Source organism: Algoriphagus resistens (assembly GCF_001442615.1).
Taxonomy (GTDB): Bacteria; Bacteroidota; Bacteroidia; order Cytophagales; family Cyclobacteriaceae; genus Algoriphagus; species Algoriphagus resistens.
On record NZ_LMXN01000008.1, the window covers coordinates 13,308 to 33,744 of the forward strand.

The window sequence follows — 20,437 nt, forward strand, 5'->3', positions numbered from 1 at the left end:
TAATCTTATCTTAAATCGGATTTGAATCGCATACATGGCCACCAATTCACCAAGGACCAATACTTTTAGAAAAAAAGGGGAACCAACCAAAAAGAAAGGCACAGGCATCAAAGCGCCAAGCTTTTCTTTTGGAAAGATAAATACTGCTAAGATCAGCCTGACACTTGGTATTTTGCTGATGTCAACGGCGGTTTTTCTATCCATTGCTTTTATCAGCTACCTTCTGAATGGCCCGGCAGATCAAAGTTTGGTCATGAATAATCCCAATGAGGCAATTCGCCAGACAGCCCGAGAATCAACCAATTGGCTCGGGTACTTCGGAGCACAGGCCAGTAACTGGCTGATTTATCGCTGGTTTGGAATAGCTGCTTTCCTGTTTCCTCCGTTTTTGTTTTTGCTAGGTTTCAAGTGGGCGTTTAAGATCTCTCTGGTTTCACTTGTACGATACACCACATTCGCACTTTTCTTTACATTCTGGCTAGGTTTGCTTACGGGGTATCTGGTAATTCTGATTCAGGGATATTCTTACTGGAGCTTTCTATCCGGCGGATTTGGCTATGAATTAGCCAAGCTCTCCGCAGATTTCTTAAGTTGGGGCACCTTTATATTGCTTGGTGGATCCATGCTCATTTTTGTGATATTCTTCTTTGATATTGACAAATTGGACTGGTTTAGCAGTAAAGCTACTGATCCCGATTCTGATTTGGACGAGGATGAGCTGGAAACCGTATCCGCAAGTCCAGTGAAAAATCCTTTCAAAGAGGATTATGAAATTGATGAGGACGAAGAAATTGAAGACGACGGTAGCTCATGGACTATCAAAGATGACGAACTGGGAGCTCCAATCGAATTGAAGTCTGAGTCTAATGCAAAACCAAAAAAAGAGGAAATTGCTTTCGATGTACCTCAACTAAATATCCTAGACCCACTAGTAGACCGGGGGGCAGAAAAGAAAATTGAGGAAAAAAACTTTTCGGTGGTAAAACCGGCCGGAGAAGAAAAAACCGCTGAGGAGGTGCAAAATCTAGATGCTTATGATCCTACATTGGATTTACCCCACTATAAATATCCCATTCTTGACCTTTTGAATGAGTACGATGTCCAGAAAGTTACGGTAAGCCGCCAGGAACTTGAGGACAATAAAAATAAGATCGTAGAGACACTTGAAAATTTCAAGATCGGAATTCAGGAGATCAAAGCAACGATAGGCCCGACCGTAACGCTGTATGAAATCGTCCCTGAACCGGGTGTAAAGATTTCCAAAATCAAAAACCTGGAAGATGATATCGCCTTGAGTCTGGCAGCCTTGGGCATTCGTATTATTGCTCCAATTCCCGGAAAAGGCACAATAGGCATAGAAGTTCCAAACAAAAACAGAGAGTTGGTTCCGGCACGGGCAGTTTTGGGCACCGAGAAGTTTATGCGCTCAGATAAGGATCTTCCGATTGCTTTAGGAAAAACTATTTCCAACGAGGTTTTTGTTGTTGATTTGGCAAAAATGCCCCACTTACTCATGGCGGGGGCAACCGGTCAGGGTAAGTCTGTAGGATTAAACATGATTTTGGCTTCGTTAATTTACAAGAAGCACCCATCTCAGTTGAAGTTTGTCCTAGTAGATCCAAAAAAGGTAGAATTAACACTTTTCAATAAGATAGAGCGGCATTTCTTAGCCAAACTCCCGGGAGCCGAAGAGGCTATTATCACTGACACCAAGAAAGTAATCTACACGCTTAACTCCCTTTGTATCGAGATGGACAATCGGTACAATTTGCTAAAAGATGCGGGTGCCAGGAATTTAAAAGAATATAATGCGAAGTTCATCGCAAGAAAGCTTAACCCTGACAATGGCCATCGCTTTATGCCATACATCGTCTTGGTAATAGATGAATTGGCAGACCTGATGATGACCGCAGGTAAGGAAATAGAAGGACCTATTGCACGTCTGGCGCAACTTGCCAGGGCAATCGGGATCCACCTGGTAGTGGCTACGCAAAGACCTTCGGTCAACGTGATCACGGGTATCATCAAAGCGAATTTCCCAGCTCGGCTTTCCTTCCGGGTAACTTCCAAAATTGACAGTAGAACCATTCTCGATTCAGGTGGTGCAGATCAATTAATCGGTATGGGTGATATGCTTTTATCCCATGGATCTGAAGTTACACGTATTCAGTGCGCATTCTTGGATACACCGGAGGTGGATTCTATTTGTGATTGGATCGGTGAGCAAAAAGGCTACTCAGACGCATATTTACTTCCTGAATTTGAGGGAGAAGATTCTGATAACTCTGTCGGTGATGTGGATTTCTCTGATTTGGACCCACTTTTCAATGACGCTGCCAGATTGTTGGTAATGCATCAGCAGGGAAGTACCTCTTTGATCCAGCGCAAGCTAAAACTAGGCTATAACAGAGCGGGCAGAATCATCGATCAACTGGAAGCGGCAGGCATTGTAGGGGCATTTGAAGGTTCAAAAGCGCGTGAAGTGCTTATTCAGGATGAAGCCAGTTTGGAACGGTTATTGGAGAGTTTGTAAAAGCTGTTCAACTAGTTCAAACAGCCCATTTCAATGAAAAAAATCGCCTTAGTTTATACGCTTTTTCTTACCCTCTTATTCTCATTCGAAGCCTCGGCCCAAAAGGACCCCAAAGCAAAAACTGTTCTGGATGCCATGAGCCAAAAGTTCCAGAAAATGAACGGCTTCACCGCAAATTTTGACTATACCTTCCAAGATGCTTCAGGCACAAGTGACCGTCATTCCGGTGAGATCTCAGTAAAAGGAGAGCAATACCGCCTCAAACTTCCGGATCAGGAAATTTACAATGATGGAAAGACTGTCTGGACTTTCATCCAGTCTGATAATTACAAAGAAGTCACCATAAACGATGCCTCCGAAATGGAAGGGGAACTTACCCCTTCTAATATTTACAGGCTGTATGAAGCAGGATATAGCTATAAATTGCTTGCCGAAAAGCAATTTCAGGGCAAAGCAACTCAGGTGGTAGAACTGATCGCGGAAAAGAACAACGCCCCATTCGAGCAGGTAAAACTAATGATTGACAAGAGTAGCTCAGATTTGCTGGGATGGGAAATGTTTGACGGTCAGGGAGGTATATTTTCTTACACCTTCAAAAACCTAAAACCCGATGCAAACCTGCCTGCCTCCTATTTTGTGTTTGATGCCAAACAGTACCCGGGAATAGAGGTTATTGATTTAAGATAATCTCCTAGTTTGTTCTTATACTAGTAGTCCTAAAACTACATAGATGAAGATTAAACTGCTTTATTATATTCTGCCTTTAGCTATTTTTTCTTGTCAGACTGGGCAAAATCAGACTGAAAAACACTCCGGGGATCTACCAAACTATACACTGGAGACACTCGACTCGGTGACTGTCAAAGATATCCTTGCACGGCTTTTTTTATTTCAAACGGCCGACCAGGACAATATCATCTTCAAGGATGGGGCATCTGGTAAAGTATTCGTTTTCGACAGGGAGGGGAATCCAATTGACCAATGGGAAAAAACCGGTGATGTCCCCGGTGCTATCTCCATGGCAAGCGGGAATTTAGCACTGGATAAAGCAGGAAATCTGGTGGTCTTGGACATCATGAATGGACTCAAAGTATTTAAGAAAAACGGTAGCGTAATACAAAATTTTGGTATTTACCAAAACCAAAGGAGTTTGGGAAGTGCTTTTTCGCATTTCAAATCATATCAAGTTATCGAAAAAGAGGGGAAGGAATACCTGCTTTATTCTCTTGACATAATCGAAGAGGCACCTGGCGAATACGGTCCAGAATATTTGAAAACAAGGAAGAACCTGATTCTTACAGATCTTGAAACGGAGGAAACTAAAACCTTCCTACCATTCCCCGATGGTTCCCAATTCCTGAATGGGAATGTATTTTTATTCAGTGATTTCAGACCTGTATTTACATACGACGGGGAATCTCAGCTGCTATACCTCATGTTTCAAAATGAGCCAATCCTATATACCTATGATTGGTCAGGTTATGGGCCAGTTTTAAAAGATAAGACAAACCTGGATCTTTCTGGATTTGTAGCTGGTGAAGGATTCGAAAAAGGAGCAGTGAGTTTCGGTAAAATTTCAGATTACAAAATCAATCCCGCTCCATCAACAGTGCTCAATCTGGAAAAATATGGGAAAGATTTATTGATAACCTATAAACCTACTCCAGCTGACAAAGGTGACCTTTCCCTTTTAATGTCCGGCGAGGCTTCCAGGGAGTTGAGAGCGAGGCTATCTGAGGAAACAAAAAAAAGAACAGTAGTGCTGACTCCGAAGGGAGACATAATCCCCTTAAGCTTGCCAGAAATGAATCCATATGATTTCTCCATAATAGGAAATGATATCTGGTGGATAAAAAAGTACGGGGGAGATGAAGAACAGGAAGACTTCACTGTCTATCGAAGTAGGCTGCTCAAAGAAGAAATTTCATTTTAGAATGGTAAAAAATAAATCCTGCTTCTGGAGAAGCAGGATAACTTTTGCCAATCAAAAACTATAAGTCTTTTTTAGGCGTTTATTAGTTTTTCAATATCAAACTTCTTCATTTTCATGAATGCTTGAATTACGCGATCCGACCGATCCGGATCAGCTAGCAATTCATGGAGAATTTCAGGAACAATTTGCCAAGAAACACCAAATTTATCCTTCAACCAGCCGCACTGGCTTTCCTGGCCACCTTCTACTAACTTTTCCCAGAAATAATCAACCTGTGTCTGATCCCTGCATTCCACAACTAAGGAAAGTGCTTCGTTAAAATCGAAATCGTGAACAACCACGCTGTCCATTACCGAGAACAATTTACCGCTGAGTTCAAACTGCGCATGGTTTATTGTACCATCCTGACCATTGGGATCGTCTGCTCTATACCTGGAAATCAGGCGAGTAGTGGAGTTGCCGAAGATGCTGCTGTAGAAATGGATAGCTTCCTCTGCTCTGCCAAAGTTAGCCCCAGAAAACATCAAGGCAGGTATGAATTTTTGGTTTGAATAATCTGGCCTGTCAATTGTCAGCTGCCAGGTAACCCCGAATTTATCCTGAACCCAGCCATACTTTTTACTCCAAGGATAAGAATCCAAAGGCATCAAAGCCCTTCCGTTTTCAATCAACTTATCCCATACAGTCTGAATTTCGGATTCATCCAGGATGGGGGTGTAAAAGGAAATCGCCGGGGTAAATTTAAAATCCGGGCCGCCATTCAGGCACATAAATTTTTGACCGGCAGACTCAAAGGTTACCACCATTGGGTTCTCATCCACTATCACCGAATCAGCAAACACGGCACAGTAAAATTCAGCTGCTTGCTTTGCATTGCCATCAAACCACAAACAGGGGTAAATCGGTGTGTTCAATAAGTTGACTGCCTGCTTATCCATTTTTTTCACAGATTTCTTTGAGTTTATCAAGTGCTTTTGGCCACATTCCATCAAACTGTTCTGAAAAATCTTCTGGAGAATCCAGATCAACTTTCAGTAGGGTACCACTGTCTGTCTCTTCGAACGTATAATTTTCATGGGCTCCAACCCAATTTAAGGTAGCACTGTCAGGTGCCACTTCTCTCCCGTCCTTCCATTCACCTAAGTGCTCTATACTTACGAATTTGCCGGGATCATTTTTCTCAATCCGTCCATACATTCCTTCATTTTCATTTTCACTCACAAAAATTATCCTGCTTCCCTCGTCCCAGTTTCCAATGAACGTAGAACCGGGCGAAAAGGCGTGGGTCCATTCTTTGTAAGTTTCTTTTGCAAGCATGAGCTCATGGACTTTCGCAGGAGGACATGCTATTTGGATCTCGTAGTGTAATCTTTCTAGTTTAGCCATGGGATTCTGTATAGGTTTTAAAGTTATCTAAAATTGCCTGCCAGCCATTTTCTTGCATTTCTAGGGAGTTGGCTGTCTCAGCATCAAATGTTTCCGCGATTTCTATTCCATCAGGCACTTTCTTAAAGGAAACTTCCACATAGCGCCCATCATCCATGATGTAGGAGTAAAAAGAATACTTTTCCACTTCTTGATATACACCTTCAAAATCGAAACCCGTACTTCCATCTTTGGCTTCCATTCTGGACGTAAAGCTTCCGCCAGGCTGAAGGTCATTTTCTGCTCTTGTGGTGTGCCAATCCGGTGAGGCATTGTTCCAGTTTACGATGTGCTTGGGATTAGTAAAGTAATCCCAGACAGTCTGCATAGGTGAATTTACTGTAGTTTGCACAGTAATTTTGGTTTTTTGAGTTGTAGTCATGGTAGTTAGTTTAGTTTCAAAAGTTAACTTAACAAATCTATCAAGCACAGTTTTGATACATCCTGTTCAATCCAGACAAATAATGGGCGAATTGCGACAGGAAACATTAAATTCAAGTTATGAAAAATATTGCTATTCTAGTTCCGGAACAATCTGTTTTGCAAGCGATTGCGGACCCTCAATATTGTTTTTCAGCGGTCAATGAATTCCTGGTCAAATCCGGTGGCACTCCTCTTTTTCATGTTGAACTGGTAGGACTGAGCCCAGAGATAAAATTAAATGACAAACGCTATTCGGTATTTCCTGACCAGCTTTTACCAACGGCTACCCCACCGGATCTTGTGGTGATTCCCGCCCTTTTCGGAGATATGAAAAAAGCTGTAAAAGCAAATGAAGCCTATATTCCTTGGATAATAACTCAGTATGCAGTCGGAACAGAAATCGCCTCATTGTGTGTAGGAGCATTTCTACTAGCCGCCACAGGATTACTGAATGGTAAAAAATGTTCTACACACTGGGGATTTACAAATCAATTTCGGGAGCTATATCCGGAGGTGGAAATCCAGGACGGGACAATCGTGACCGAAGAAAACGGGATCTATTCCAGTGGCGGGGCTAATTCCTATTGGAATTTATTATTGCATCTGGTGGAGAAATATGCCGATCGTGAACTAGCGATTTTGACAGCAAAATATTTCGCAATAGATATAGACAGGGACAGTCAGACTGCTTTCTCGATGTTCAAAGGTCAGAAATCCCATCAGGATGAGGCAGTCAAAAAAGCGCAGGAGTACATAGAAAAGAAACTGGAAGAACGCATTACTGTAGATGTGCTAGCTGATCAGGTGGCCGTAGGAAGAAGAAGTTTTGAGAGAAGATTTAAACGGGTAACTAATAACTCAGTCCTGGAATATATTCAGCGTGTAAAAGTAGAGGCGGCCAAACGGAGCTTTGAAACTACCATGAAGAACATTGCAGAAGTCATGTTTGATGTCGGCTACTCTGATACGAAAGCATTCCGTACTACTTTCAAAAAGATCACTGGTCTCACTCCTATTGAATACAGAAATAAATATAATAAGTGGGCGAGGCTGAACTAACCACCCTTTTGAAAAGTATAGCTTTATCTGCAAGAAATGGAAAGACCGTAGGCCCCCCGCAGATAAAAAATTGCCTCTGCCCATACCCTATAACACCTGTCATTAAATGACCGAGAACATATGCAGCTTATCTCTAAAGTAAATCTCAGTTAACCCCCATGAAATCGAGCATGAGGCAGAACCTCACACACTGAGATGATTATAATGCATGTGAGATTCCATATGACCTTTAAAAGACAAATTATAAACATATGAAATATATACCGTTAATGATAATGGCTTTCCTTGTGGGTATAGCTGAGGCCCATTGCCAGAAGAGACCTAACATTGTGCTTTTTATCGCAGATGATCTTGGTGCAATTGATATTCCACTTTATGGGAACCAACTGGTGAAGACACCCAATCTCGATAAGCTAGGCAGTGAATCACTTACTTTTACAAATGCATTTGCCAGTTCCCCTACCTGCTCTCCTTCCAGAGCATCCATCCATACAGGCATGATGCCATTCAGGAACGGCGCACATGCTAACCATACCGGAATAAAGGAAAACATACTGACTCTACCAGCCTATCTAAGGGGTGAAGGGTATAAAGTAGCCATTGCCGGTAAATATCATCTGGGTCCAATGGAGGCATATCCTTTTGAGATGGTCCATGGTACAAACGTGGCCGAGCCGGGGCATGAAGGAGACGGAGTACTCTGGACGGATCTGATCATGGATCCCGTAGACGATTGGCTTTCGGATGCCTCTGAAGAGGCAGACACTCCTTTTATGCTAGTAGTCAATGATCACAGTCCCCATGTATTCTGGCCCGAAAGCCCTGAATATAATGCTTCTGAGGTGCAGATTCCCACCATCCATATTGATACTGAAGAGACTCGGACAGCCAGGTCAAAATACTATACTGACATCACAAAAATGGATAGGAATGTCGGCAGGCTCATGAAAATTCTGGAAACCAGAAATCTTCTTACCAATACTATCTTCATATTCACTAGCGACCAAGGCCCTCAGTGGGCATTCGGAAAATGGAGTCTGTATGATTATGGAATTCAAGTCCCGCTCCTGGTCAGGTGGCCCGGTGTAATAGAAGAAGGTCGTGATACCGATGCGTTGGTATCTTTAGTGGATCTTTTGCCGACAATAATTGCTGCTACCAACGGAAATGTCCCTTCAGAACCAAGCAAGATTGACGGGAAAAGTTTTTTGCCTTTGCTGCTGGGGAAAACGGATAAACACCGGGAATATATAGTTGCCTCACATACCGGCGATGGTGACATGAATAGATCTCCCATGCGGATGATCCGCACTAAGCGATACAAGTATATCCTCAATATCGCCCCTGAAGTGAAATACACTACACATATGGATAAAGCCCATCCAAATGAAGGTTACTGGAAAACCTGGGTGGAAAAATCCTACTTAGATGAACATGCAAAAGCTGTCTTGCAACGTTACCATAATCATCCGACGGAGGAACTTTACGATATGTTGGCAGACTCTGATGAAACGAATAATCTGGCTTTTAATCCGCTTTATCAAGAAATAGTAAAAGACTTGAAGACGAGGCTGTCTAAGTGGCGGGAAGATCAGGGAGATAGAGAAATCGGCCCATTTGATCAAAAGGGAAATAATAGCCTGTCCCCAGGTGGTCCCTATATTTTCAAGTAAGCTTTTTCTCTGAGAACAGGTTTTTCGAACATTTATCTGTTTTGGATTGTGCAAACAGAAGCAGGTACTTAGCTGCTCTTATGTATTTATTTACAGGATTTGAATCCAGCGAAAAGACGATCATTTCTGACAGGCTCCGTAGTAGTAGAAACAGTCTCTGCAGCTATCATGCAGCATAAAGATCATGCTGAGGGAAAATAAGTAGAGACCGGAAATTATTGCATTTATGTGATCACTCCTACAAAGTCAAGCCCAGCGTGTGTATGTGCCAGGCATTGACATCCTTGTGCGGAGCGTAGATGTCATTTTTAGGCTTATGGATCATACCCTCCTTTTTAATAAATGCATCAATTGCTTTAAGGGCCTTTTGTCCTGCAGTGTCATTATCCAGCCATGAAAACCCGATGCTGTAGCCACAGTTTTTGATAAACTCTGTTGCCTGTTTCATGCAGGAAAGAGAATTCAGAACGATCGTATCATTCGACAGGGATTCTCCCTTTCTTTGGGTTATAACAGATAGAAAATCCATAAATCCCTCAAAGATGTGTATGCCATCAGGTTGGGTCATTGTGCCTCGAATAAAGCTGAGATATTTGGGGCGGACACATCCTTTGAAATATGGATTGCGCAATTCATAACCCTGTTCTTCGTTTTGAAAGCCTATGGAAAAATAGGCTTTTTTTCTTTCCGTATGGTAGACCGAAACTTCTTTGACATATTTTTGAGCCACCTTTAGAGGAATCCCACGGGACTTCAAATAACGGACAAGCGCAATATGGTGTAATGGCTGAACACTTTTTATAACCAGTTTGGTGTCTTTTTCAGATTTTCCCCTTTTAGGAATAGGCTCAATCAATGTTGCCCCCCCAACCCTATTGCCCAACCAGCGTAAAGCAGCTGAAACTGTTGAATCCTGTCCGACTGATGCCAGGTATTCACGTACAAATTTTATGTTATCACCGCCTTTATCTTCACCGAAGTCATACCAGATATTCTTGGCAATATCAACATGAAGGCTTGCTGTTTTCTCATTCCTGAACGGAGAGAGATACCATTCCTCCTTTTGAGATGATTTACTGGGTGCAACACCCAGTCTTTCTAATATATCAGATAAGGGTATGCGTCTCGCTTTTTCAATATCCATTTTGGACGATCCTTTAAAAATGATTGTTTGAAGATAAAAGAATGGGAGGACTTTCCCGATTTTCGTCGAATAAGTCTACTGTTGGGCTATTAAAGCAAGTTCCAACTGCTGTAGCGGATGTCACGGCGATAGTAGCATCATAATCCCAAGTAATCTATTGCCCTTAACTCATCGAGGATATTAACTAAGCTTAAAATCGGTAAAATAGCTTTTAGTTTTATTTCGGTAAAGTTATACCTTCTACTACCTTAAGTTAGAAAAGTAGGTTTAGGATAAGTGAAGTAAGTAGCCTTTTGATATTTTTGCTTTATACTTTTGGTTCCTTGTCTTGTGTTTTAGGTCTTCCTCCTTACCTCCCGCCCAGCCAATTAAATAAATCCATGTCCATCAACTAGGAAATAGAAATAATAGAATTACTTTCAGCCACAAAAATTTAGTTTTTCCATAGTATAGTTTACAATTGATCCGTTATATGAATGCTGGAAAGCTAATTTCCCTCTATTTACTTTTTGTTTTTTTGGGACTGTTTCAGGATTTGAAAGCTCAAAATGACTACCGGGTTCCATTCAGACACCGAATTGGCTCATCTGACGTCCCCAATAATATTTTTCGGATCCGGGGGGACTTTACCATTATCGGAAACACGAATATGACCTTGAAGAATTACTCTGAGGATATAGGCAATTCGGGGCAGGAGATGATTTTTGTAGACATTGATGAGGTGCCCAGCACCTTTAATTCCTCTTCTGCCACCCTTTTGTTTTCAGACGAAAATGGCGCAGATCCAAACTGCACCGATATTGTCTATGCAGGTCTCTATTGGTCCGGAAGAGTGCAGACACCGGGAATGACATTTGAGCTGACGAAAAAAGAGGGGTTTCTGGACCCCGTAACCTTGGATGGCAAAAAAGACACTGTCGGATCAGGAAACGAATTGGAATACCTTCCCTACAATGTCTACATGTCTGTAATGTTTGACTCGGAAAACAAACCCGTTCCGCAGTATGAGATTGTATCCAAGGATGGCCTAAACTATTACATCATCCGTTTTAATAATGACAAAACCATAGAATACGACATTAACCAATCCGGATGGACCGCTGTAGAAGATCTCCAGATTGAGGAATCAAATGGGATGGCCACAGCAACCTTTAAGCCTATACATTTCAGCGGTAACGGAATGAACGTCACTCTTTATGGCCTAATCCGCTCATTATCTCCCGATTATAATGAGTTTATCAACGGAAACAATTCCGTTTTATTGGAAAGTTCGGGTACATATACTCCCGCAGCCTATTACAATCAAGAGTTTGACAAAAGGAAATTGAAATTCAAGCCCCCGGGAGCAGCCGATTATCAGGAGATCATCTCCTCGGGAAATGCTATTCTGTTCCCAGACCAGGAGCTCAAGGACATCTATGTCGGCTATGCTGACGTTACCGATCTGGTCAAAGAATATGGTGCCGGGGCCTATACGGTAGCCGACCTTGCTCTGACTGAGGGGCTATCTGATGAGGCGGGGATGTTTGGGAATTGGGGACTTATAGTAGTTTACCAAAACTCCAAGATGAACTTCAGGGATGTTACCATTTTTGACGGATATACATACATCGAAGCCTTGAATGGCTTGGCACAAAACGGAGAACTGGAAATCAAAGGCTTTGGAGCGGTTGAGGAAGGTCCAGTAAGTGTGAAGTTGGGAATTATGGCTAGTGAAGGTGACAATATTATCGGAGGGGATTATTTGGAAATATTGGATCGGAAAGGCAATTGGAACCGCCTGAGCCACCCTGGAAACAATACGGAAAACTTTTTCAACTCTTCTATCTACACGCCAGTCCGGATGAATAATGGGGAATTTGTGGAAAATCAAAGATTCCCAAACTTAAAAAACAACGTGGGAATAGATCTCCTCAAATGGGAGGTCCCCAACCCTGACAATTCTCTTATTGCCAACAATCAATCTTCTGCGAAATTCCGCTTTGGTACCAATCAGGATCTTTTTGCCCTATATCTTTTTGCATTTTCCGTGTCCAGCTACACCCCAAGTATCGAAGCTCACAACAAAATAGAAAGTATCAATGGTGCTCCTTCCGATGACTCTTCTACCATAAAGCCCGGGCAAGAGGTTACCTTTCAGGTGGATATTAGAAATGTGGGCACGGAGGAAACCGAGCAAAACAAATTAGTGATCCCAGTGCCCTATAATGCGCTGTTTGTTGATGCGGAAATCATTCCAAATGCCTTCGGAACAGTCATGTTCGATCCCGATCTAGGGGTGGCTGGCTCCATTGTCTGGGATATGGGGGACATTCCAATTCCGGACTCCTACAATGACATCATCACCTCATTGAGATATACCCTAAAATTCACGGAAGATTGCTTTGTCCTGGCCAATGACAATTGTGAGTCATTGCTTTCTATAAATGGGTCTATCTCTGGAACTGGAAGCATTTCAAAGCAGCGCTTTTCAGGCATTCCATTTATCAAAGGATATAAGGAGGAAGCCTGTGAAGGCAACGCAATCTATGGCCCCACTGAAATACCTATCACGGGAAAAGCAGAATGGGCAGCAATTCATTGCCCAGATTTTGAGTTATTTACAGATTTGAACATAGGAAATATCCCAATATTCTGCCATAGAGATTCACCAACAGACTTAGCCGATCTAATCGCCCCTTCTCAGGAAGGGTTTGAAGTATACTTCTTTGCAGATGAAACCGGGCGCACTCCCCTGATTAACTACTATGTCAACACCTCTATGGTAGGCACTGAGAAGGTGTGGGTTTCTGAAGGCCCCCAAGGGAGCTGTACAGGATTGCGAATTCCTTTAGAACTAACTGTAATTCCATCCAGTCCGCAACCTGTAACAGATAACTTAAACTATTGCATGGAGGAAAGTTCAGTTCCTTATGTATTGGAACCGACACCAGGCTATACCCTATTCTATTATAAAGACAATGACCCAGGCACTGGTCCGATGAGCGGAGCTCCAATGATCGATTTGTCCACCCCAAAACAGTATTCTATTTGGGTGAGTCAACTGAAAGAGGGAGAATGCGAAAGTCCCAGAAAAGAAGTTTCATTTTACATCGAAGACTGCAGCCTTCGTCCGCAAATAGAACTATCCATCACTTCCAATGTAGAAAAATTCACTAAGGAAGGAGAAGAGGTGGTCTTCACAATTACTGTCAAAAACTCTGGAAAGAATGCTCTTTTTAATGTGTATGTGAATGAATCGCTCTATAACGGGAATTGGCAAATTCCAGAACTGGATCCGCAGGAGGAGCAATCTTTTCAGGTAAGACACTCCATTTCTACATGGGACTTGGCAAATACACTAGTCTGGGTATCCTCGCAAGCTGGGGGAAACGACTTGCAGGGATCATTGGTTACCGACAATGATGCCAAGGAAATCTCCGGAGGCTCCTTTGCGCCGGGATTTTTGGACTATTCTCTTAACATTAAGGAAGCCTCCTGCGAATTGGGTGGAAGTGGAAAGGGATGGATTACCCTTTCCTGGACTCAAGAACAGGGTGGATCATACATTCTCACTGATTCGGAAACAGGAGAAATTGAACAGGTAGCAACCTTCCTTCCCCAAACCCAATTGATTATTGAAGCACCTGCAGGAACTTATTCTTTGGAGCTTTTAGACAGGGATGAAAATAGCTATCAAATAAGTTTAGTAACCATAGAAGACAAAGACGAAGTACAATTTGACATACCCGGGACTGTAATAGCCTGCGCGGAATACATGTGGCTTCCGCAAACAGGTCCCGACATTAGTTTATCTCTAACAGCTCCAGACGGTAGCAGTGTGACACGTGGTGCGGACGGAAGTTTTTCATTGGTTCAAACCGGAACTTATTCTGTCAGGGGGACGAATGGGAACTCTGGTTTTTGTCCTGCGGTAAAAACTTTTGAGGCAGAAATCACCCAACCTTACGAAGTTGAAATTGACCTACGCCCCTTCTGCAGCGATGACAGCTCAACGACTGTGGATTTGGTAGAGAGCACCGATGGATTAACTATCCATTGGTACAAGAAGGGATCCGATGAATATGAAAACCTGGCCCTTTTCGAAAATAACCGACAATTGATCGTGTCAGAAGAGGGGCACTACCAAGTAACCCTGAGCGATACAGAGGGCTGCTTGATTGGCAGGGCAGATTTTGAGGTACGTCAATCTTTCACCGATCCCCCAGTATTAAACAGCTTATATTCCTATTGCCCGGAAAAAAATGAACGAGTGGAAATTGAAGCCGGAGTGAGGTTTATAGAAGTAAGCTGGATGCTAAATGGCAAAGAGGTGGGCTATGACCCGGTTTTTATTCCACAAGAAGCTGGTCACTATCAATTGGAAGCTAAAGATATATTGGGATGTTCCTTCTTTTCAGAGTTTGAAGTAGAGGAGAAATGTGAGCCGGAATTGAGATTTCCAAATGCCATCTGGCTCAATGATCCGAATAGATTATTCGAAATCTACCCTGACAACCTAGTGGATGAAATTGAATTAAAGATATTCAACCGATGGGGACAATTGATATACCATTGTGAAGATAAAGCTCCTGGAAATGAAGTCAAATCCAGCTGTGTATGGGACGGAACCTATAATGGAGCTAAGGTACCTAATGGAAGCTATGGCGCTATTATCCATGTCAAAAGCTATCAGCTGAACTTGACACGGGCTATTAGAACTTCTATCATGGTATTCGACTAGTGCTTATTTCAGCAAACTGATTGCTGTATATCGCGATCGAATTGTCTCCTCCCCTAGTAGCACCGCAATACCTATTACGATTGTGATTTACTTTTATAACAGTAAATCGAGAGACAAAAATTAACTCATAAATGCCAGTAAATAGAATATATCCCACACGAAAAAAAAAAAACTCCTTCTGGCTTTTGAAACCTATAGCCAATTCTTAGTGGAATCAAAGCAGAAAAAACCACTTTATCGATTGTTTCAAATGTTTCCGAATCAAAAGCTTTACTTCTATCTTAGTAAGAAGTAACTCCCATACCCAATTCTAGATGGTTTGACTTACCATTAAATGCTGATATCTCTAAGGGTACTGCTGGGAGCCATGTTGTTTTAGAACTTGATCTGTGAAGCCACATCGAATATTGTTCTATTGATAAATTGCCTACTGAAAGTAGTTTTTAACCCCAAGCTCATTTTGTTCGATAAATATTTGTTTAAAGGCCGAAAGGTTATTTTGCTCATAAAATAAAAGCATTGCCTTTTTATAATCCAAAGAGTCAACGCTACGGTATGAAAGTGGGCAGGCATCGTAAGCTATGAGGAGGGCGTTGCTGACCATAAGACCGGTACGTTTGTTGCCAACCTCTAAGGGCTGGATATAGGAAATAATGGCAACAGCCAGTAAGGCCTTCTCAAAGCCATTATCCTTGACATTTATAAAATCACACATCGTTTGAAGGCTTTCCCTAATTTGATGGTTGTTATCTAAAGGTCTATAGGCTGTTCCTGTGATGCCGACAGCTCGCGCGCGGATATTTCCGCTTACGTTCAGGTCTTTGGTTAACAGGATATGTATCTCTTCTAAAAACCGAATATTTATTGTTTTGCCAATGTCATTATTGTCCATTAAATAGGTAAGGGCATCCTTATAGTTAAGAAGCATTATGGCTTCTTCTTTTGTTTTGTTGTCGGCCTCCTGTTTTTCCTTAAAAAGCCGTTCGGTTTCCAGTAGAGAATAAGTGTTACCTTCAATTTGTGATGATTTCCAGCTCAATTCGATTGTCAGTCGCTCAAGCTCTTTTAGGTAAAGGGTTGGGGGAAGGCTGGCAATATTGGTTTGATATTCCTTTTTGAGGCTTTCAAGAAATTTTTGTTCTTTGGCCGTGAAGATTTCAATGACTTGCAATCTATCAACCAATTCATAATTAAAACCTGTGGAAGCTCCACGATCATCGGGTTCAAGGTTGAAATAATCATCAGAGTTAACTGGCGCGAATAATTTGTAAAAAGCAGTTACAATATAGGCTATAGACCTACCGGCACCTGTTTTTTGCAGGTAATTAATTTAATCCTATCATGTGTGATAGGAAAACCGAATTTTAAACTATCATGAGCACTATATAATCCTATCATTCGTGATAGGCAAAGCATTGAATATTGATAGCCTCCTTTTTCTTTTTGCAGTTTCAACCATCTTGTATAGATGTAAGACATTATCATACATTTAATCTATCACTTTGTGCACACGATGTGTGCAGAATTTAAACTCGGTAGTTCAACTTTATAGGCCTTAACTGTTCCCATTTTTACTATTGCTTTTTCACGACAATCTTTTCTTTTAACGACAAATTATTGTCGCGAACTTACTTTTGCGACAATAAATCGCTATTATTGTCGCAAAAATGATTTAGTATCATGAATATTCCGAATACGCTTGAAAATATTTTGCTTGCTTTGCGGTCTTTTCCCAAAGGAGCAAGTCTCGAACAGATAAATGAAGCGCTTCCTATTTCTATAGAAAAACGAACTCTGCAGAGAAGATTAAAGAAACTTAAAGAAGTCCATTTAATCTATACTGAAGGTGGATCGCATGCAACTCGGTATTTTATTAAGGATATAGCTGCTTTTCCTTCTAAAATCGAAACGAAGAACGAATCGTCAATGTCAATCCCTCTTTCACCAGAAGGCAAAGACGTTTGGGCTTTGGTCTCCCGTCCTGAAGTGCTAAGAAACCCCGTCGGTTACGAACGGGATTTTTTGGAAAGTTACCGTCCCAACATCGACGGCTATCTCAGCAAAGAAGAAAAACAAAAACTGGCAGAATGGGGAAAAACAAGGAATGAGGAACGACCGGCTGGAACCTATGCCAGAGAAATATTGAATCGTTTGTTGATCGACCTTTCCTGGAATTCAAGTAGACTGGAAGGCAACACCTATTCCTTGTTGGATACAGAGCTGTTAATCCATGACGGAAAAACCCCCTCGAATAAATCTCCAATGGAAACGCAGATGATTCTCAACCACAAGGAAGCTATTGAATTTTTGGTAGAATCGTCTAATGAGGTAGGCTTTAATCGCTATACTTTTCTCAATCTACATGCCCTGCTTTCAAACAACCTATTACCAAATCCGGCTGCATCCGGCAGGCTTAGAACATTTGGCGTGGGAATCACCAATTCGGTATTTACTCCGTTGGGAATTCCACAACTCATCGAAGAATCTTTTGACCTAATACTGGCGAATGCAAGCCAAATCCAAAATCCATTTGAGCAAGCTTTTTTTGTATTGGTTCAGCTTCCTTATCTCCAACCATTTGATGATGTCAATAAGCGAGTATCCAGATTGGCTGCCAATATTCCATTAAACAGACATAACCTTGCCCCTCTTTCATTTATAGATGTACCGGAAGAAAGCTATATCAAAGGAATGCTCGGCATTTATGAATTAAACCGTATCGAGTTATTCAAAGATGTTTTTTTGTGGGCCTATGAGCGGTCAGCCTTAAGGTATGCAGCAATTCGCCAATCTCTTGGGGAGCCGGATCCTTTCCGCTTAAAATACCGAGAAGAACTACGCGGGATCGTCAGCCAAATCGTAAGCAATGCAATGGAAAAAGAAGCTGCATCCGAAACAATAAAATCTGAAGTCAAAAAAGTGCCTGAACCGGATCGATCCCGGTTGGCCGAAGTAGTAGAAACAGAATTACTCGGGTTACATGAAGGAAATTTTGTTCGCTATCGAATTAGACCTTCCGAATTTTCTGCCTGGAAAAAGCGGTGGGATTCCTAGTTAAGATGAAATCAAAAAAACGCAAACCATATTAATACTCCCCCAAACTGCTTAATTCTTGGTTTCACAAAGCTCTAAAACCTTAAAAAAGCGAAAGGGGACAAAAAGTGGGACAAATCCGGGCACAGTTTGAAACAAATGAAACCGATTTGAATCCACAACCTGCATCAGAAACCCTATAAAACACAAAAAGTTGACCGTAAAACGATCAACTAATTGCTCAGTAGCGGGAACAGCGCTACAAACTTCTGTTGATTTTCAGTGACTTATAATAAAACTGGGACAAAACCTGGGACAGGTTCATTTTGTTTTTACAGTTTTAAATTTATTTAAATTCAATCATTTCGAACCTCTCAAAATGTGCATTTATACGCCGTATAGGCACTTTTAATGTTTATGGTTTTTGAATGATCTTTTTCCTTTTTGATGTAAAATCAGAAAACGAACCTATTTTAGGTAGGGTCAAAACTAGAAAATGAACCTTTGAATTTCCTGCAAATTTGAAGGTATTTGAGTTGTCTCAGGATTGAAATAATTTGAATGGTTTAGAATCTCAATTTAGCCTCGTAGAATTCGTACGGTACGAGGGGTACGAGGTGTACGAGGCGTACGAATAAAAATTGATTTTTAACAAGTTGGATTCGTGCAATTAGTCGATTATTTTAATTACTTCCCCACAGCTGAGCATGGAAGGGCCGAAATATGGGTTGACTACTTTATCCTGGAGACTTAACCAATCTGCGCCTCTATTACTATCTGCCATAGGACAATGTTGAACATATATTTTTGAAGGATAGGGATGGAATTTCTCTGCCATTGATACCATTTCATCAGAAATATTAAGGAAGTTTTTTCTCACCTCATCAAGTGATTTTTGCTCAACAAACTTATCAAGATGGGTTTTAAGATTGTTTTCATATTTCATCCAACTCATATGGGATTCACCTTTGAATTTGCTCATGTTTACTTTTGAAATGATCGATTTCATTTTCCTTGCGGAGATCAAAGAGGTTGTTAACTTATCTTGGGTCAAAGCATCTTTTAACTCAAAATAGCTATCAAAAAGAGATTTCAACTCATTTTTAGCATCTTGAGATATAAGTTCGGGACTTGCAGTAGCTGAGGTATTTGAAACAGGCATTGCCATACCGCCATGATTATGCCCAGACATTGCTGCACCTCCATCAGGACTCATCATGCTTGGTTTTCCTGCCAATTGCGCAGCGGCATCTATACTGAATGTGCCATTCACTGCTATTTCTTCTCCTGGCAACAACCCCGATTCTATTTGATAATGATCCCCCAGAGCCGGGCCTAGAGTTACTTCTCTAAGCTGGAAGGTTACGGACTGATTTGTAGCTGTCTTAACGTATACTACTGAACGGGTTCCAGTCCACATTACCGCAGTTTTTGGCACCACAATGCTATTATCCTTTGAGGAACCTTCACTCTCAACTTTTCCTGAAACAAACATCTCGGGCTTGAACTTCAGGTTAGAATTGCTCAGTTCCAGCCTTGCTTTCGCAACTCTTGTCTGAGGATTGACCATGGGGTCTATGTAGCTAACCTTTCCTGTAAAAGTCTCTCCTGGAAGTGACTGCACAGTAAATTCAATCTCATCACCTTTATTAATCCATTGTAATTCTGACTCATAAACATCAAACAGCACCCAAACTTTGCTGAGATCAGCGATCTGATAGATAGGCTCTCCACGGTTTACATAATCACCCAGATTCACCATTTTCTCAGTCACGTATCCAGAAACATTAGCTAAAATTGGTACCTGTTCAGTTACTTTTCCTGTTGCCAGAATTTGATCAATTTGACCATCTGTTAATTTCCAGTTTTTCAGTTTTGATTTTGCAGCAGCGAAAAGTGCAGGCTGAGAATCCTTAATTTTCTGAGCCTGAAACAATTCCTCTTGAGCTGTAGCCAATTCCGGAGAATAGAGTTGTCCTAAAGTTTGACCTTTTTTAACATACTCTCCTGTAAAGTTGACTGTCAGATTTTCTATTCTCCCAGAAATATGGGCTGACTGGGTATAGTTTTGGCGTTCATCAGCTTGGATTTTTCCATTAAGTCTTATGGACTTATCACTTGAAGAATTGCCAACGACCAATGATTGGACTCCTGCCAATTGCATAGCAGTAGGAGACATAGTGATAGCCATGGGGTCAGCTTCTACATTTTCATTTTCCAGAGGGATTAAATCCATTCCACAGATAGGGCAATCACCAGGCTCGTTTTGTCTTATCTGAGGATGCATGGAGCATGTGTACGTAATAGGGATTCCTGCAATCGATTCTACATGATCATGTTCATCCACTTCCATGTTCGGAGCTGTATCTGGTTTAGTCAGCCAGCCTACAGCTATTCCTACCACCAATATGGTGACAAGCATTACAAGCTTGTTATTGAGTATATTTTTCATTTTTGCGATCTATTTTTAATCTATCCAAGAGGCCTCTCC

13 protein-coding genes are annotated in these 20,437 nt (G+C 41.6%); 7 read left to right on the plus strand and 6 right to left on the minus strand.

The features are described from left to right. Positions 1 to 34: 34 nt before the first annotated feature. The 3 genes from AS141_RS14760 to AS141_RS14770 are packed head-to-tail and all read left to right on the plus strand — an operon-like array spanning position 35 to position 4,466. Positions 35 to 2,533 carry an FtsK/SpoIIIE family DNA translocase gene (locus AS141_RS14760; RefSeq protein ID WP_057938454.1) on the plus strand — a complete coding sequence of 833 codons (2,499 nt, stop codon included), beginning with the start codon at positions 35 to 37 and terminating at the stop codon, positions 2,531 to 2,533. 33 nt (positions 2,534 to 2,566) lie between these two features. After that, on the plus strand, positions 2,567 to 3,220 hold the full coding sequence (locus AS141_RS14765) for a LolA family protein (protein WP_057938455.1): 654 nt from the start codon (positions 2,567 to 2,569) through the stop codon (positions 3,218 to 3,220). Positions 3,221 to 3,263: 43 nt separating this feature from the next. After that, positions 3,264 to 4,466 (plus strand): NHL repeat-containing protein, encoded by a 1,203-nt coding sequence (locus tag AS141_RS14770; protein ID WP_057938456.1) that lies wholly within the window; start codon positions 3,264 to 3,266, stop codon positions 4,464 to 4,466. A gap of 71 nt (positions 4,467 to 4,537) precedes the next feature. Here AS141_RS14770 and AS141_RS14775 read toward each other — a convergent pair whose 3' ends face one another. The 3 genes from AS141_RS14775 to AS141_RS14785 are packed head-to-tail and all read right to left on the minus strand — an operon-like array spanning position 4,538 to position 6,273. Then, entirely contained in the window at positions 4,538 to 5,404 is an 867-nt protein-coding gene (locus AS141_RS14775) for a VOC family protein (protein WP_057938457.1), read from the minus strand. After that, a complete protein-coding gene (locus AS141_RS14780) occupies positions 5,397 to 5,852 on the minus strand; it encodes an SRPBCC family protein (protein WP_057938458.1) in 456 nt (151 codons plus the stop codon). Before AS141_RS14780 ends, AS141_RS14775 begins: the two co-directional genes overlap by 8 nt. Next, complete coding sequence (locus AS141_RS14785; protein ID WP_057938459.1) at positions 5,845 to 6,273, minus strand: SRPBCC family protein; 429 nt, start codon at positions 6,271 to 6,273, stop codon at positions 5,845 to 5,847. The genes AS141_RS14780 and AS141_RS14785 overlap by 8 nt, the downstream gene beginning before the upstream one ends. Before the next feature lie 119 nt (positions 6,274 to 6,392). On the opposite strand from AS141_RS14785, the gene AS141_RS14790 reads away from it, so the two are divergent. Then, entirely contained in the window at positions 6,393 to 7,373 is a 981-nt protein-coding gene (locus tag AS141_RS14790) for a GlxA family transcriptional regulator (RefSeq protein WP_057938460.1), read from the plus strand. Positions 7,374 to 7,624: 251 nt separating this feature from the next. Next, complete coding sequence (locus AS141_RS14795) at positions 7,625 to 9,046, plus strand: sulfatase family protein (RefSeq protein WP_057938461.1); 1,422 nt, start codon at positions 7,625 to 7,627, stop codon at positions 9,044 to 9,046. A 238-nt stretch (positions 9,047 to 9,284) separates the two neighbouring features. On the opposite strand, the gene AS141_RS14800 is transcribed toward AS141_RS14795, so the two are convergent. Then, positions 9,285 to 10,190 carry a toprim domain-containing protein gene (locus tag AS141_RS14800; RefSeq protein ID WP_057938462.1) on the minus strand — a complete coding sequence of 302 codons (906 nt, stop codon included), beginning with the start codon at positions 10,188 to 10,190 and terminating at the stop codon, positions 9,285 to 9,287. 472 nt (positions 10,191 to 10,662) lie between these two features. Between AS141_RS14800 and AS141_RS14805 the strand changes: the two genes are divergently transcribed. Beyond that, positions 10,663 to 14,913: a T9SS type B sorting domain-containing protein gene (locus AS141_RS14805; protein WP_057938463.1), complete on the plus strand. Its 4,251-nt coding sequence runs from the start codon at positions 10,663 to 10,665 to the stop codon at positions 14,911 to 14,913. Between the two features lie 427 nt (positions 14,914 to 15,340). Here the strand turns inward: AS141_RS14805 and AS141_RS14810 are convergent, their stop codons facing one another. Then, positions 15,341 to 16,084 (minus strand): Fic family protein, encoded by a 744-nt coding sequence (locus tag AS141_RS14810; RefSeq protein ID WP_057938464.1) that lies wholly within the window; start codon positions 16,082 to 16,084, stop codon positions 15,341 to 15,343. 509 nt (positions 16,085 to 16,593) lie between these two features. Between AS141_RS14810 and AS141_RS14815 the strand changes: the two genes are divergently transcribed. Next, on the plus strand, positions 16,594 to 17,967 hold the full coding sequence (locus AS141_RS14815) for a Fic family protein (RefSeq protein ID WP_057938465.1): 1,374 nt from the start codon (positions 16,594 to 16,596) through the stop codon (positions 17,965 to 17,967). 649 nt (positions 17,968 to 18,616) lie between these two features. Here AS141_RS14815 and AS141_RS14820 read toward each other — a convergent pair. Then, the gene (locus tag AS141_RS14820; RefSeq protein ID WP_057938466.1) at positions 18,617 to 20,398 is read right to left on the minus strand and encodes an efflux RND transporter periplasmic adaptor subunit; all 1,782 of its coding nucleotides are present in this window, start codon (positions 20,396 to 20,398) and stop codon (positions 18,617 to 18,619) included. Positions 20,399 to 20,437: the final 39 nt, after the last annotated feature.